10 protein-coding genes are annotated in these 15,060 nt (G+C 61.0%); 5 read left to right on the forward strand and 5 right to left on the reverse strand.

The annotated features are described in order from the left end of the window. Positions 1–33 precede the first annotated feature (33 nt). The 3 genes from B2A78_RS15510 (at position 34) to B2A78_RS15520 (ending at position 6,086) form a co-directional block, all read left to right on the forward strand. Positions 34–2,943: an FAD-binding and (Fe-S)-binding domain-containing protein gene (locus B2A78_RS15510; RefSeq protein ID WP_077730920.1), complete on the forward strand. Its 2,910-nt coding sequence runs from the start codon at positions 34–36 to the stop codon at positions 2,941–2,943. Positions 2,944–3,521: 578 nt separating this feature from the next. Continuing rightward, positions 3,522–4,196, forward strand: a complete 675-nt coding sequence (locus B2A78_RS15515; protein ID WP_077730921.1) for a carbonic anhydrase — start codon at positions 3,522–3,524, stop codon at positions 4,194–4,196. 189 nt (positions 4,197–4,385) lie between these two features. Next, positions 4,386–6,086: a SulP family inorganic anion transporter gene (locus tag B2A78_RS15520; RefSeq protein WP_077730922.1), complete on the forward strand. Its 1,701-nt coding sequence runs from the start codon at positions 4,386–4,388 to the stop codon at positions 6,084–6,086. A 227-nt stretch (positions 6,087–6,313) separates the two neighbouring features. Here the strand turns inward: B2A78_RS15520 and B2A78_RS15525 are convergent, their stop codons facing one another. Together B2A78_RS15525 and B2A78_RS15530 are read right to left on the reverse strand one after the other, a co-directional pair. Beyond that, a complete protein-coding gene (locus tag B2A78_RS15525) occupies positions 6,314–7,402 on the reverse strand; it encodes a saccharopine dehydrogenase C-terminal domain-containing protein (RefSeq protein ID WP_077730923.1) in 1,089 nt (362 codons plus the stop codon). 15 nt (positions 7,403–7,417) lie between these two features. After that, on the reverse strand, positions 7,418–8,593 hold the full coding sequence (locus B2A78_RS15530; RefSeq protein ID WP_077730924.1) for a hypothetical protein: 1,176 nt from the start codon (positions 8,591–8,593) through the stop codon (positions 7,418–7,420). Positions 8,594–8,934: 341 nt separating this feature from the next. On the opposite strand from B2A78_RS15530, the gene B2A78_RS15535 reads away from it, so the two are divergent. Then, positions 8,935–10,506, forward strand: a complete 1,572-nt coding sequence (locus B2A78_RS15535) for an aldehyde dehydrogenase family protein (RefSeq protein ID WP_077730925.1) — start codon at positions 8,935–8,937, stop codon at positions 10,504–10,506. Between the two features lie 137 nt (positions 10,507–10,643). Here the strand turns inward: B2A78_RS15535 and B2A78_RS15540 are convergent, their stop codons facing one another. Next, positions 10,644–11,465 (reverse strand): cyclase family protein, encoded by an 822-nt coding sequence (locus B2A78_RS15540; protein ID WP_077730926.1) that lies wholly within the window; start codon positions 11,463–11,465, stop codon positions 10,644–10,646. A 354-nt stretch (positions 11,466–11,819) separates the two neighbouring features. On the opposite strand from B2A78_RS15540, the gene B2A78_RS15545 reads away from it, so the two are divergent. After that, positions 11,820–13,055, forward strand: coding sequence for a GNAT family N-acetyltransferase (locus tag B2A78_RS15545; protein WP_077730927.1), 1,236 nt, complete (start codon positions 11,820–11,822; stop codon positions 13,053–13,055). Positions 13,056–13,560: 505 nt separating this feature from the next. Here the strand turns inward: B2A78_RS15545 and B2A78_RS15550 are convergent. Together B2A78_RS15550 and B2A78_RS15555 are read right to left on the reverse strand one after the other, a co-directional pair. Then, a complete protein-coding gene (locus B2A78_RS15550; protein WP_077730981.1) occupies positions 13,561–13,998 on the reverse strand; it encodes a nucleoside deaminase in 438 nt (145 codons plus the stop codon). Between the two features lie 155 nt (positions 13,999–14,153). Then, on the reverse strand, positions 14,154–15,047 hold the full coding sequence (locus B2A78_RS15555) for a methane monooxygenase/ammonia monooxygenase subunit C (protein ID WP_240502553.1): 894 nt from the start codon (positions 15,045–15,047) through the stop codon (positions 14,154–14,156). Between the last annotated feature and the right edge of the window lie 13 nt (positions 15,048–15,060).

The raw sequence follows: 15,060 nt of genomic DNA on the forward strand, positions 1-15,060 counted from the left end.
CCCCGGTCTAAGCAGTCAACGAGGCCATCCGTCATGACATCCGAACCGCTATCAAAACTCTCGGTTTTAAGCCGAGCGCTCGAAGGGGAGCTTTTGACCGACCGGCTCTCGCGCCTGCTTTACGCCACGGACGCCTCGCCCCACCAGAAGATGCCTCTGGCCGTGGCGCGGCCCAAGCACCGGGACGATTGCGTGACGCTGATGAGATTCGCCGCGCAGGAACGGCTGCCGCTGATTCCCCGCGCGGCCGGAACCAGCCTGGCGGGGCAGTGCATCGGCGACGGTCTGGTAATCGATTTCACCCGCCACATGAACCGGATCGTCTCGATCGACCCGGAGCGGAGGCGGGCACGGGTCCAGCCGGGCGTGATCCGCGACGATCTCAACGATGCGCTGAGCCCGTTCGGGCTGATGTTCGCCCCCGATCCCTCCACCTCCAACCGCTGCACGATAGGCGGCATGTTCGGCAACAACGCCTGGGGCAGCCATGCCTTGCGCTACGGCACGACCCGCGATCACAGTCTGTCCGCCGAGGCGGTCTTGAGCGACGGCAGCATCGCCCGGTTCGAATCACTTGGAGGCGAACAGCTTCGGGAAAAATTAGCGCTGGACAATCTGGAGGGGCGGATTTACCGCGCCGTGTATCAGGCGATCGACCGCCATCGGGCGCTGATTCTCGATCGCTTTCCCCGCCCCGACGGCATTCCCCGCAACGCGGGCTACCCCCTGGACGTGCTGGCGCGCGGGCAGCCTTGGGAATCTCGGGGGCCGCCTTTCAATCTGGCCCGATTGCTGTGCGGCAGCGAGGGAACCCTGGCTCTGGTCGGCGAAATCGAAGTCGGGCTCGTGCCGCTGCCTGCCCGGCACCGCTTGGTCTGCGTCCAGTTCGACAGCCTGCCGCAAGCGCTTTCGGCGGTGGCCGTGACGCTGAACCATAAGCCGTCGGCATTGGAATTGGTGGACCGGCATATCCTGGAGCTCACCAAGACCAATCTGGAGCAGCAGCGCAACCGGTTCTGGATCGAAGGCGATCCGGCCGCCGTGCTGCTGATCGATTTCGTGAACGAAACCGGCGGTGAAGTCGACGCCACGGTCTCAAATCTGACGGCCGAATTGCGTTCGCTGAACCTGGGTTATGCCCGGAAAGTGCTCGATTCGCCGCTCCGGGAGCGGGCGCTGGCCCTGCGCGCGGCGGGATTGGGTCTGCTCATGGGCATGCCAGGCCCGGTCAAGGCCGTCACCGGCATCGAAGACACGGCAGTGTCAGTCAAGGATCTGCCCGCTTATGCCGAGGCGGTTTTCTCGGTCATGGCCCGCCATGGTGTAGATTGCGTCGTCTTCGGTCCGGCCGGATGGGGCGTGTTGCATTTCCGCCCCTTGCTCGATCTGCGCAGCCGGGAAGGCCGGCGTCTTTACGAGCGCATCGTCGAAGAAGTGTTCGAACGGGCGATCCGTTTCGGCGGGACGATCAGCGCCAAGCATGGCGACGGCCGCCTGAGATCGCCTTATTTGGAAGGTCTTTTGGGTGGGGAACTTTATGGGCTCCTGCACGGGATCAAGGCCGCCTTCGATCCTCACGATCTTTTGAACCCGCACAAGATTTTCGATCCTCCGCCGTTGGTTTCGGATCTGAGAGCCCATGAGAACGGGAAACCGGTTGCCGCCTACTTCGACTGGAGCCGCGAAGCGGGCTTAAGAATCGCCGCTTCGAAGTGCAACGGCGCCGGGGTCTGCCTGAAAAGCGCCGGGCGCGGCACGATGTGCCCCTCCTATATGGCGACACGGGAGGAAAAACACGGCACCCGCGGCCGCGCCAACATCTTCCGGCAGGTCATGGACAGTTCCGAACCCTGGACGGCGATGAATCGCGAGCTGCTGCGGGATGTCCTCAACCTGTGCCTGGCCTGCAAGGGCTGCAAATCGGAATGCCCGGCCAACGTGGACTTGGCCCGCATGAAGGCGGAATTCCTGCAGCAGCACTACGACCGGGCCGGAGTGCCGTGGCGGGCGCGTATCGTGGGGAACTTCGACCGGCTCAGCCGGATCGCGAGCTTCGCGCCCACCCTGTCCAACGCCGTGCTGGCGCAGATCTGGGTCAAATCCCGGCTGGGCTTTCATCCGGAGCGTCCCTTGCCGCCTCTCGCGAGCGAGCCTTTCAGCCGATGGCTGAAGCGGCGGCGTCCGGCCGAACCGGCTGGCCAGAAGGGCGAGGTCCTGCTGTTCAACGATCCCTTCACCGAATTCTACGAACCCCAGTTGGCGATCGCGGCCTTCGAGGTCTTGGAGCGGTTCGGGTTTCGCATGGCGGCAACGCCCTGTCTCGAATCCGGGCGGATACAGATCAGCCAAGGTCTTTTGAGCGCCGCCCGGAAACGGCTGAGCCGGGCCGTCGAGCGGCTATACCCTTCCGCGGTGACCGGCCGCTGGATCATCGGGCTCGAACCTTCGGAAATCCTGACCTTCCGTGACGAAGCGGCGGATTTACTGGAGGGCGAGGAGCTCAGAAAAAAGGCGCGTATCGTGGCGGATCGCACCCTGACCTTCGAGGAATTCATCGTTCATGAGAGCGGTCGGCTCGGCAAAAATCCCTTCGGCGACGCGCTAGCGGGCAAGACACTGCTGGTGCACGGCCACTGTCATCAGAAGGCGCTAATCGGAATGCAGCCGCTTTTAAAGGCGCTGTCCCTGATTCCCGGCGTCGAAGTTCGACCCATTCCCTCCGGCTGCTGCGGCATGGCGGGCGTTTTCGGTTATGAGGAGGAGCACCACGCCGTGTCGCTGGACATTGCCGAACTGGTCCTGTTTCCCGCCATTCGCGAGGCTGGAACCGATGCGCTGATCGTGGCCCCCGGCACCAGCTGCCGCCGCCAAATCGCCGACGGGCTCGGGGTGCGGGCCTATCACCCTGTCGAGGTGATGCTTATGGCGATGGGATTACCATGAAAATACAAGCTTGTGGGAGGGGCTCTCTCGACTGAGCTCAGCTCGTAGGACGCGTCGTGCCTCCGCATATCCTGTGGACCTAATTCATAGTGCCGAAATTTACTTTGGCCGGAGCTTCCCTTATTTCAAATCGCTTTCAATCAGGCATTCATTTTCGTAGGGTGGGTTAGGCGCACATCAGCACTGACCGACCGTCGATCACTGCGCTTCGCGTGCGCCGTAACCCACCGAACGGCCTCTGTCCTGAGCCAAGTCGAAGGGTCGGCGGGTTACGCGGAGCCTGTCCTGAGCCTGTCGAAGGGCCTGTCCCGAGCTGAGACTAGGGGCCAACCCGCCATCGATGGGTTTCGCTTCGCTCTACCCATCCTACGATGAATGTTCACTCGAATGCCGAATGGAATTAGGAGTCGCAGCGGTTTTCCGGCACGGCTTCCAAAAGCGGTTGCTGAACCAAGAAGCCCGGTACGGTCAAAGAGATTAAACCACCGAATTTGTATCTGTGAGTCGGCGGGGCGGTATCACTCTGAGCTGAATAAGACGTCCCTGCGCGTGTGCCCATGGTGAGGAAGGTTAATCCCATGAAAGAACTGGTGGAAGGCTTTCACAGGTTTCAGCAGAGCCTCTCGAAGTCAGAGAGAGAGTCATTCAAAAAGCTGGCGGGCGGGCAGAATCCACTTGCCCTTTTCATTACCTGCTCAGATTCGCGTATCGACCCGAACTGGATCACGCAGTCGAAACCGGGCGACCTGTTCATCCTGCGGAATGCGGGGAATATCATTCCTCCTTATGGGGCTAGCGGCGGCGGGGAAGCGGCCACCATCGAGTACGCCGTCGCCAATCTGGGAGTGAAGGAAATCATCGTTTGCGGCCATACCTATTGCGGGGCCATGCAGGCGCTGCTGAGCGGCCCGGAAAGCGTGGCCGACCTCCCGGCCGCTCGCGCTTGGCTCGGCCATGCCGAGGCGACCCGCCGGATCACTCGGGAAAATTACGCTCATCTGGAAGGCAATTCCCTCTTGACGGCCGCCGTGCAAGAGAATGTTTTAGTTCAATTGGAAAACCTGCGTACGCACCCCGTGGTTGCCGCGGGACTCGTCCGAGGGACTATCAAGCTCTATGGCTGGGTTTACAAGATCGATAAGGCCGAAGTTTTCGCCTATGTCCCTGGACGCGGCCAGTTTCTCGCTCTGCCGGAGCACCCGTCCGTACCCATCCCCTCCGCCATGCAGCTTGCCGTCAAACGAATCATCTAATGCCTTGAAGCTCATATCGCTCTCCTGCATCAGGATCGCCCGCCGGGCTTGCGGCTCGAGGAATCCGTTCTCGGGTGCGCCATTTCGTCCGTCTATACCGGAGATGTACACTTGCCCACAGATAGGCTGCCGATAAGCAGTTGCCGCTAAGATTGTCGCCGCCTGAAATGTGGCAAGAGAGATCGAACCATGAAACCGCTGATCTACGGTCTTCACTTCAATAATCTTCGCGGCGACATCTACGGCGGCCTCGTTGCCACGGTCGTGGCCCTTCCTTTGGCGCTTGCCTTCGGCGTAACCTCCGGGGCAGGGGCCATCGCCGGACTCTATGGAGCCATCTTCGTGGGTTTTTTCGCCGCCTTGTTCGGCGGAACGCCCGCTCAGGTCTCCGGCCCCACGGGTCCGATGACCGTGGTCATGGCCGAAGTCCTCCTGCTCTATGTCCATCAACCCGCCCTCGCCTTCACTGTCGTGATGATGGGCGGCGTCATCCAGATTCTCATCGGCCTCCTCAAATGGGGGCGCTACATTCGGCTGGTCCCGTTTCCGGTGATTTCCGGCTTTATGAGCGGGATCGGCTGCATCATTCTCATTCTGCAAATTCCCGCCCTGCTGGGGCACTCCCCCAAACCGGAAGGGGTGCTGGCCACGCTACGGGCGATCCCGGAGTTCTGGGACAGCCTCAATCCCCAGGCGGTCGGACTCACCCTCCTCTCACTGGGGATCGTGTCGCTGACCCCCGTCCGTATTGGCCAGTGGGTTCCGCCGCCGGTCCTGGCCCTGGTAATCGGCACGCTCACCGCCTATTTCTGGCTACCGGCCGCGCCGGTCATCGGCGAGGTGCCGGAAGGCTTTCCCACCCTCATCATCCCGACTTTTCAGGCCGGTCTCTTGCTGGTGATGCTGGAATCGGCGGCGATCCTGGCCCTTTTGGGAACCATCGACAGCCTGCTAACCTCGCTGATTTGCGACAATCTCACCCGGACCCAGCACGATTCGAATCGGGAGTGTATCGGCCAGGGCATCGGCAATATAGTCGCCGGGTTCTTCGGCGGATTACCCGGAGCCGGGGCCACCATGCGCTCGGTGGTCAACGTTCGCACCGGTGGACGCACGCCCCTTTCGGGCATGCTCCACGCAGTGTTCCTCCTGGCCATCCTATTGGGGCTGGGCCCGTTAGCCGAAAAGATCCCGCTTGCCGTACTCGCCGGCATCCTGCTCAAGGTGGGCATCGATATCATCGACTGGTGGTTCGTGCGGCATGTCGTTCATGCGCCACGGGCCGACGTGCTGATCATGCTGGTGGTGCTGGGCCTGACGGTATTCGTGGATCTCATCCAGGCGGTGGGCGTTGGCGTGGTACTGGCGAACCTCCTGTTCGTAAAGCGCATGGGGGAATTCGAAGAATCGAGACTGCGCATCATCACCCACGAGGCTCCGGAACCGCCCCTGATCTCCGAGGAGGCGGCCATCCTGGCCCGCAACAACGGCCAGATCATACTTATCCATATCGATGGGCCCATGAGTTTCGGCTCGGCCAACAACATGGTCCGCCGCCTGGAGCGGGTACGGCAATTCAGCACCTTCAAGAGCGTGGTCCTTGACCTGTCCGATGTACCTTTCATCGATACGTCGGCAGCCAAGGCGGTGGAAGACATGATCCGCATGACTCGGGAGCACAAACAACACCTCTTCTTCGTGGGTATGCAGCCGCAACTGGTCAAGGTATTGAGGGGTCTGGACGTGTTGAGCTTGATTCATCGGGACCATCACTACGCCAAACGCCTGGACGCCCTGCGCCATGCGGCTCTCATGGCGGGCTACCGCCATCCGGAGGATAGACCGCTGTCACGTGGGGAAAAGGAAAACCTATCCTCCACTTCCTTATAACCGGATTACAGCGGTTTAGAGCCATGGGGTGCGTTGAGGGACGAAGCGCATCGTTCGCGTTGGGTAAAGCGGGTTAGCAATTGGCCGTATTCGAGTTTTCATTACTTTGTCGAACGGGGAATCTATCCAGCCACATGGGGAAATTCGACCTTGATGCGGGTGAATGACTCGAACGATGCGCTTCCGTCGTCAGCGCATCCTACACCCTCGCATCCAGGCGATTCACCTCATCGGTAATACCGCCCGAACCGGTTCTCCAAAAAATCCTCGAGCCGAAAGCTCTCCTGCGTCACGAAACCTTGGTAGAGTTCGGTCCGGTTCAACACCTGATCGACGACTGCGCACACGGCGGCGGCGGTGGTCACCTGGATGGCCGACCACAGCTTCCCGTAGATCGTCTGCGGATAAATTTTCTTCACGTAGTTCTCTTCGTACAGTTCGCCGCGCTGCTTGCCGCTGACCGAGACATAAACCAGCACCACGTCCTGCACGGTCTTGGGGATGGCGTTTTCGAGGATGCGTTTGAGGGTTTCCCGATCTTTGTTGAGCTTGAGGTCCCGCATCAGGAAGTGAATCTTCTCGCAGTGGCCGGGATAGCGCAGGGTTTTGTAGTTCAGCGTCTTGACCCTGCCGCTGTAGGTATCGGCCAGGGTGCCGAGGCCGCCCGAGGTGTTGAAGGCTTCGTAGAGCAGCCCGTCGATTTCGATGGTTTCATAGCCTTCCAGCGGCATCAGGACGACTTCGTGGCCGTCCTCGAGCCCATAGCAGAAATTGCCGTATTCATTGATCAATCCGTCGGTGGACCAGGTAAGAGAGTATTTCAGGACGTTGCTGGGATGCACCGGCAGCGCGCCGACCCGCAGCTTCACGGTGTCCAGTTCGTCGAAATGTCCCATCAGATCGTTCGCCACGATGTTGATGAAACCGGGCGCCAGGCCGCATTGCGGAACGAAAGCGGTCTCCGCGCCTTGACTGAGGTTCTGGACGTAACGGGTAACGGTCACGTCCTCGGTCAGATCGAAATAATGCAGGCCCGATTCGATGGCGTACTCGGCCACCAGCGGGTTGCAGTAGTACGGCAGCGCGGAGATGATTGCTCCGAAAGGAAAATCCGACAGGCAATGTCGGAGCCCGCTGCCGTGGATCGCATCCACGGCGAGGGTCGTCAGGTTTTGCCGATCGATGTCCTCGGCAGCCCGCTTCAGGGCGTTTTCATCGTGATCGACCAGATGAACGGTATAGTCGCCCGCTCGGGAAAGCAGGCCGGCAATCAGGGAACCGATGGTGCCGGCGCCCAGGACGCAGACGTTCCGCATGACATGGTCTCCTCGCTAGGCGGCGGTCTGGACCGAGGTACGAATGACATGGGCCGCCTGTTCCGGCAGGAAATAGTTGTAGATCGGGGCGGAATGAAGCGGATTGTCCCGCTCGTAAGGAATGTCGTACAGCGCGAAGAATCGCTCGGCCAGTTCCGGGCTCGTTTCCCGGCGCGACAGAAGTTCGAGGAGCTTGGCGTTTTCGATGACGGTTTCCAGCTCCGCACCGTGAGTCCTCAAGACCTCCCGAATCCGTTCCGGAACTTCCCGGTTCCGCTCGGGCCGGGTGAATACCTGTAGCAGCAGCCGATCGGTGTAGTCACCCGTCGGGGTCATGATGGCTATGCCTTCCGCCTCCATGGTATGCATCAGCTTCGACAAACCGACCGCGACGCGCCGGCCTTCCTCGAACCGCGTGGCCCGGATCGCCAGATGATGGGCGGTGTAGCCGTAAACGTGATTCCAATGCTGGATGATCTGGGTGGGATTATCGGCATCCGACTGATCGATGAACAGCCGCAGCACCTGGCCGTTTTCCAGGATTTTGTAGAGCAGGTAGGCGTTCCAGCCGTCCTCGAACTGATAGAAATCTTCGCCTTCGACTTGCGAGGGCACATAGCCGTGATGGCGGCGCAGGTTTTCCACGACCCGTTCGGCATCCCTGTGGGCCGACGAGCCGCAGCGGATCGCGAGATGATCGAAATGGACGGTCCAGCCCAGGCGCGGCGCGATCTTCAGCAAGGTCAGATCGGCCTGGCTGTACAGCAGCGATTCGATGGCCTTGACCGCCACGTAGACATCGAGCCGGCCGACCCAGTCGCCGATCAGCTTCGCCTCGGCATCGGTCAGAAAACTCCGGGCACGGGCCAGCACGCCGTCGAGAAACTCGCGGGCATAAGGGTCCACGTGTTCCAAGGCTTCCGGCAGATCCTCTTCGAACGGTTTCGACTGCCGAGCTTCCCGATAAGCCGTCAGCAGTTCATCTACGGATCTGATTCCGTGAAAATAATGGCCGGCGGTCATCGGCTGGGGTTCCGCTTCGAAAGGCGTGAGATCGATGCCGGCCATCCGGCCGTCGGGGCGCGGCACCAGCAGCTTGGCGGGACGATCGGGATGGGCGCGAAGGGTGGTCGGACCCGCGAGCACCTCGCGGACCAGGCTGTGGGCAAAGTCATCATGTGGGCTGGACATTGCAAGACCTCTCTGCCTCTGTGAAAAGCGTACGATAGGGCGGGATTAAGGCAAACCCTCGTCCCAAACCGTTCTCCCAAAAGGAAGGTCGCGACTTAGCGACTATTGGCGATTGGGAAAGAGTCCCCGATCTACTCGGGGCGATTGACAGATTTCGTAGGTCGGCAATCCCTTGCCGACGAACCCGCTTGCCGCCCCCGGTGTCGGCAAGGGATTGCCGACCTACGATAGATTAGACAGCCGAAGTCTCGGAAGGTTGATGATCTCGGCTATCCGAACCTCTCCCTGCCGCCCCGAATCTAACTGGCACAAGGCTCTATGCCTCAAACCGGAAAACGCCTATGCACATTCACGACAACGCCTTCAAGGATCGACTGTTCGAGACTTTGCATCTTCTGGACGTCAACGTCGGCAGCTATTCCGCCTACGAAGGATGGCTGGAGGCTCGCGATGCTCCGCGGCTAAGCTCCTGCAATCCGGCTACCGGCGAGATTATCGCCGAGGTCACGCTGTGCTCGGAAGCGCAGTACGAAACCGTGCTGGAAGAGGCCCGGAAAGCCTTCGAGGAATGGCGCCTGGTCCCGGCACCCGAACGCGGCGAGCTGGTCCGCCGGATCGGCGATGCCTTGCGCGAACACAAGGATGCCTTGGGCAGCCTGGTGGCGCTCGAAACGGGAAAGATCAAGGCGGAAGGGGATGGCGAGGTGCAGGAGATGATCGACATGGCCGACTATGCCGTCGGGCTGTCGCGCATGTTGTACGGGATCACGATGCCTTCCGAGCGCCCCGAACACCGGCTCTACGAGCAATGGCATCCCTTGGGGCCGATAGGCGTCATCACGGGCTTCAATTTCCCGGTGGCGGTTTGGTCCTGGAATGCGTTCGTCGCGGCGGTGTGCGGCGATACCGTGGTCTGGAAGCCATCCCCCAAGACGCCTCTTTGCGCCATGGCGGTACAGCACCTGTGCGACCGAGCCGTGGCGGAGATGGGGTATCCGGGTATCTTTTCCACCTTCTTGCCGGAAAATCCGGAATTGCTGGACCGTTTCGTCCGCGATGCGCGGCTGCCCTTGATCTCCTTCACCGGTTCCACGGCCGTGGGCCGCCAGGTGGCGGTGAAAGTCGCCGAACGCTTGGGGCGGAGCCTTCTGGAGCTGTCCGGCAACAATGCCGTCATCGTCGACGAGACCGCCGACCTGAACCTCGCGCTCCAGGCCATCGTGTTCGGTGCGGTGGGAACGGCCGGCCAGCGCTGCACCAGCATTCGGCGGCTGATCGTCCACGAGGACGTCCATGACGAACTGGTCGAGAGGCTGATCCGGGCTTACGGCCAAGTGCGGATCGGCGATCCCCTGGACCCTTCGACCCTCATGGGCCCCCTCATCGACCCGGCGGCCGTCGAGGCGTACCGTAACGCCGTGCATGCAGCACGGCGCCAGGGCGGCGAGGTGCTCTACGGCGGCCGGGTGCTCGATCGGCCCGGCTGCTTTGTCGAGCCGACCTTGATCCGGGCGGAAAACCACTGGGACATCGTGCAACGCGAAACCTTCGCGCCTATCGTCTACGTGATGACGTTCCGCCGTCTGGAAGAGGCGATCGCCCTGCAGAACAGCGCATCGCAAGGACTGTCCTCGTCGCTGTTCACGCTGAATCTCAGATCGGCCGAGCGGTTCCTGTCGGCTTCGGGCAGCGACTGCGGTATCGCCAATGTTAATGTCGGCACGTCGGGCGCCGAAATCGGCGGAGCCTTCGGCGGCGAGAAAGATACCGGAGGCGGTCGCGAAGCGGGTTCCGATGCCTGGAAGATGTACATGCGGCGGCAGACCAATACCATCAATTGGGGAGAGGCTCTTCCGCTGGCGCAGGGGATATCGTTTTTCGCAGCGGATGCCGGGCAGGACCGGAAGTCATGAACCGGGAAACGACAGGTCGTAGGTCGGCAACCCTTTGCCGACCAAGCCCGTTGTCGACCCGGTGCGTCGGCAAAGGATTGCCGACCTACTTCACTTTAGCCCGCTCCCACAAGCCGTAAATTAGTCCCGCAACCGCCTTATCGATTCTTTCCAGGCACCCACGCGATAATCCGGAGAGGCGCGCCGCTGCCGCCCTCGATCTTCATCGGCAGGGCCACCACCATGGCGCCCGTCGTGGGCAGTTCGCCGAGCCGGGCGACGTTTTCGAAAATCGGAATGCGCTTTTCCGAGAGAATTCTATGGGCCTCGAAATGCGATGACTGCCCATAGTCGATGCTCGCCGTATCCAATCCGACGGCTTTGATGCGGCGCCGTTCGGCCAACCAGCGCGCGGCTTCGGGGGCCAGGCCGGGAAAGTGGAGTTTCGCCACCGCCGCCTCGCCCCGCTCGGCGGTACCCAAATACTTGACCGGGTCCGGCCAAAACCGGCCATAGCCCGTATGCAGCAATACGATCGCCTCTTCGGGTATCGGTCCGTGGCTCTTTTCCCAAGCGGCAAAATCGTCTTGGCCCACCCTGTAATCGGGATTTTTCACGGCATTGGACGATACGTCGATCACGACGGCTGGACCGATCAGCCGGTCGAGCGGAATCCGGTCGACCGCGAGACCGTGAGCGGAAAAATGATTCGAGGCATCCAGATGAGTGCCGCCATGTTCCGCCGCTTGGAACTGATAGGCCTCGTAATGAAAGCCCTTTTCGGTCGTCCCGACAAACACCGGTTCCAGACGGAAGGGCGTCGCAGTGGGCCAGTACACGGTCTCGGCAGAAAAAGAATGGGTGAGGTCCACCCACCGGCCGGACGACCCCAAATCCGGCTGCGAAGCGCAACCCGCCAGCGCGGCCAGCAGAGCCGCCGGCACGCTCGGTTTAAATCGGGATCGAACGGTAACACGCATGGCTCGGCACCTCGATGATCGTTTCGGATCGCCTCTTGACGACATTTTGTCCAAATCCCATTATTTCACGATCAGGGACGCCAAGGCTTCTACACTGACGTTCTTTACGTTTTCTGCGAAGGGATTCCATGAACGAGTCATCACGCATTTCCGGCCCCGAGCCGATCCTGTCGAACCGAGAGCAAACAAGATTCCTCTCTCCTCCCGACGATGTGATCAGGTTTCCAATCGAGCCCGATAGGGTTCGAGAGCGCTCCACTCCTCCAAACATGAAAGGACTGCGCAAACCCTTGTCCCGCGCGGGACGCTCGGAGGCGGGTATTGAAACGGCACTCGACGGGCAGGAATGACTGGTTGAACCGAACTGCCCGAGCCGCGCGCGGCGTCTCTCGGCCGAGTATATTTCCGTTCGGGGATGCGCGCCTAGGTTCGGTCACCGTCATCGACACGATCGAAGGCGTCGAACACCATCGCGAGGCTCTCGAACACCTGGCGGAAAACGCGGCACATCCCAATCCTTTCTACGAATCGTGGTATCTTCTGCCGCTGCTCAAGGCCTCGAAAAGCAAGCAGCGCCTGCGTTTTCTGCTCGTTCACGGGACCGACGACAGCGGTTCGGAAGCGCCCGAAACGCTGATCGGCTTCTTCCCGTTCGAGCAGACACTGCTCCACCCGCTGTGCCCGGTTCGCTGTCTGCGTCCGTGGCAGGACGCGTATCGTTGGACGCTGCGCCGCACGCCGCTGCTCCGCTACGGGGCGGTCGGCAACAGCCTGGCGGCATTGGGCCGATGGCTGCTCGCCCGGCAGCACCCGCCGACTATCATCCTGTTCAAGGACCTGCCCGGCGACAGCGAGATCCTCCGCGCGGCCGAGTGCTGGCTTACCGAGGACCATCGATTGTGCCATGTACATGATGTCCGCGAATCGCACCTGTACCGCCGCCAAACGGATGCCGAGACCTATTTCGCACGCGTACTGTCGGGCAAACGGCGCCGACATCTCAGGCGCTTGCGCCGCCTGCTCGAGGATCTAGGACCGGTACGGGTCGCCGATCTCGACAGATCCGACGACGTCGACCGTCTTTTCGACGAATTCATCTCCCTGGAATTCAGCCAATGGAAGGGAAAGATCGGCACCTCCATGGCATCCATGCCCGATGGCGCTGCGATCGCCAAGGACATTCTCAAAGAGGCGCACCGCCGTAAGCGCCTCTCGCTGCTTACTTTGCGGGTCGGCGACAGGCTGGTCGCGGCGCGCAGCGCCTTCCTCGCGCCTCCGGGATGCTTCGGGTTCAAGATGGCCTACGACGAGAGTCCGCCCTATGCCCGATGCGGTCCGGGTTTTCTGCTGGATTTGGAGGGCATTCACCGCCTCCATGACGATGCGGACCTCCTAGGCACCGGAATCGAATGGCTGGACAGCTGCGCCGTCAAGACGGCCGCGCTGCCGCTGAGCATGAGGACGGAAGCCTTGCTGCTCCACCGCTACATGGTGACTGCGCGCGGCGGTATCGGCGAGATCGTGACGCGCCGGTTTCCCAAGGTCATGCAGGCGCTTCCATGGAGAATACGCCGGCTGTCCGCGTTTTAGAGCGTTTTCATCTCGCTCTACGGCAAAACAGGCCTGGCCGGAGTCGTTGGCGCCTTCGGCCAGGGTAGATCGACTCAAGCTTTCGTAGGTCGGCAATCCTTTGCCGACGAACCCGCTGGCCCAACTGCACCGTCGGGAAGGGCGGCTTCGGCGTCGGGAAGGAATTCCCGACCTACGCAGAATGCCCGTACAGTAGGTATAAAAATGCTCTAGCGGTTGTCGGCAAGGGAGTATCGACCTACAACCCGTAAGGGGCGGGGCTCCATCCTGACAGACACAGTTTGTCGGCAATGGATTGCCGACCTACGACTCACGAGGGGCGTTGCCCCGTAGCGCGATCACCCTATTAATCAGGCCCGTAAATACCCTCCTGGTATTTCGGGCCGCCGCCCAGGCCGGTACACGCCCGGCCTGGGCTCACGCGGCTTGTCGCCGCGCCGGGGCATCCTTGCCCCGGATTAACCCGGCCTATATTTATAGGCCGGGTTAATAGTTTGAGCTCGTTTTAGACACCGATATCTTCTCCCCACAGCTCGGGGTGAGTCTCGATGAAGCGCGACATGAGGCGAATACAGTCGGGGGCGTTGCGTACCTCGACGGAAATGCCGCGCGACCGCAGCAGTTCCTCTTCACCGAGGAATGTCCGGTTCTCGCCGATCACGACCCTGGGAATTTGGTACAGCAAAATCGCTCCCGTGCACATGGCGCAGGGCGATAGCGTCGTATAAAGCGTGCTCTCGCGATAAACCGATGCGGGCTGACGTCCGGCATTCGCCAAGGCGTCCATTTCCGCATGCAAAATGGGGCTCCCCTGCTGTACGCGCCGGTTGTGGCCGCGACCGATGATGCGATCCCGATGCACCAGCACCGATCCGATCGGTATTCCCCCGGTCTGCAATCCCTTCTCGGCTTCTTCGAACGCAGCCTGCATGAATGTATCCATGCCCTTTGCTCCATCGGTCGATGATAAAGAGTCGGTGCTAAAGCAATTCTTGCCACGGCCGGTCTTGAGCCGAGACCGGACGACGGCGATGTCGCAATGATTCTCGATGTCGGCCCCCAAGGCAACCACTTTCACGCCGCCGTGATCTAGCGCTTTTAGCCGTTCGGCGTTGGTCGCGAATCCGGCTCGGGCGACAGGTCTTTTTTGATCAGATACAAAATGCTGGCAAACACCTGCAGCAATACGCCGCCGATCGACAGCGCGAACCAGGCGAAAACGACGAAGCCGTAGTGCAGGGGCGCTACGAACACTTCTTCCATGAACCAGAAGGTGTGACCCCATTCGTTGTAACCGACGTTCGGCAAAAGCGTGAACGGGCCGACCACGGAAAACAGGTAGGGCACGGAAAATCCCTTGGCGAAGTATGGCAGGCGCGTCTTCGCGTACAGAAAGGCACCCCAGCCGGTAATGATGTAAACGGGGTAGCTCATGTAGAACACGATGATGTGATTGGGGGTAAAGTCGGTGTCGCGCACGACCGTTTGATGCCAGGTCGCATCCTGCTCCGTGAAGAAGCTGGTTCCCCAATAGAAAGCCCACGCATAAGCGGCCAGCCAGATCAGGTGGGTCATGTTCCGGCGCAGCTCCTCGCGCGGGGTCAATGTCACGACATCGCGATCACGCGTTTTCCATAACAGTTCGCGCAAGGCTTCGCCTTTCGCTCTGGACAGCGCTGTCTCGGTGTCGATGAAGTGCGCCCAGTACCTCTCCAAATTGCGATCCCGGCTCCGCCATAGCCAGCCCCAAAGAAGAGCGGCCACGATCGTTTCCACCAAGATTTCGGCGTAAAAGAGATTCATCCAGTAGGTCTCGAACTCCGGCGCAAAAGCGTCGAGCCCGGTCGACCACGCGTAAGTCCCCTCATACCAGCGAGCCGTCAGGTAGAGCGCCGCATAGCTCGCCAGTACCAGCACCAGACGCTTCAGACTGAACAAGGGCGGTTCTTTCGCGGCAATATCCGAAGCTCCGGTCCGAATCGGCGTGGACACAAGCCACCTCTTT

Origin of the sequence: Methylocaldum sp. 14B (assembly GCF_002005105.1) — a bacterium.
Lineage (GTDB): Bacteria > Pseudomonadota > Gammaproteobacteria > Methylococcales > Methylococcaceae > Methylocaldum.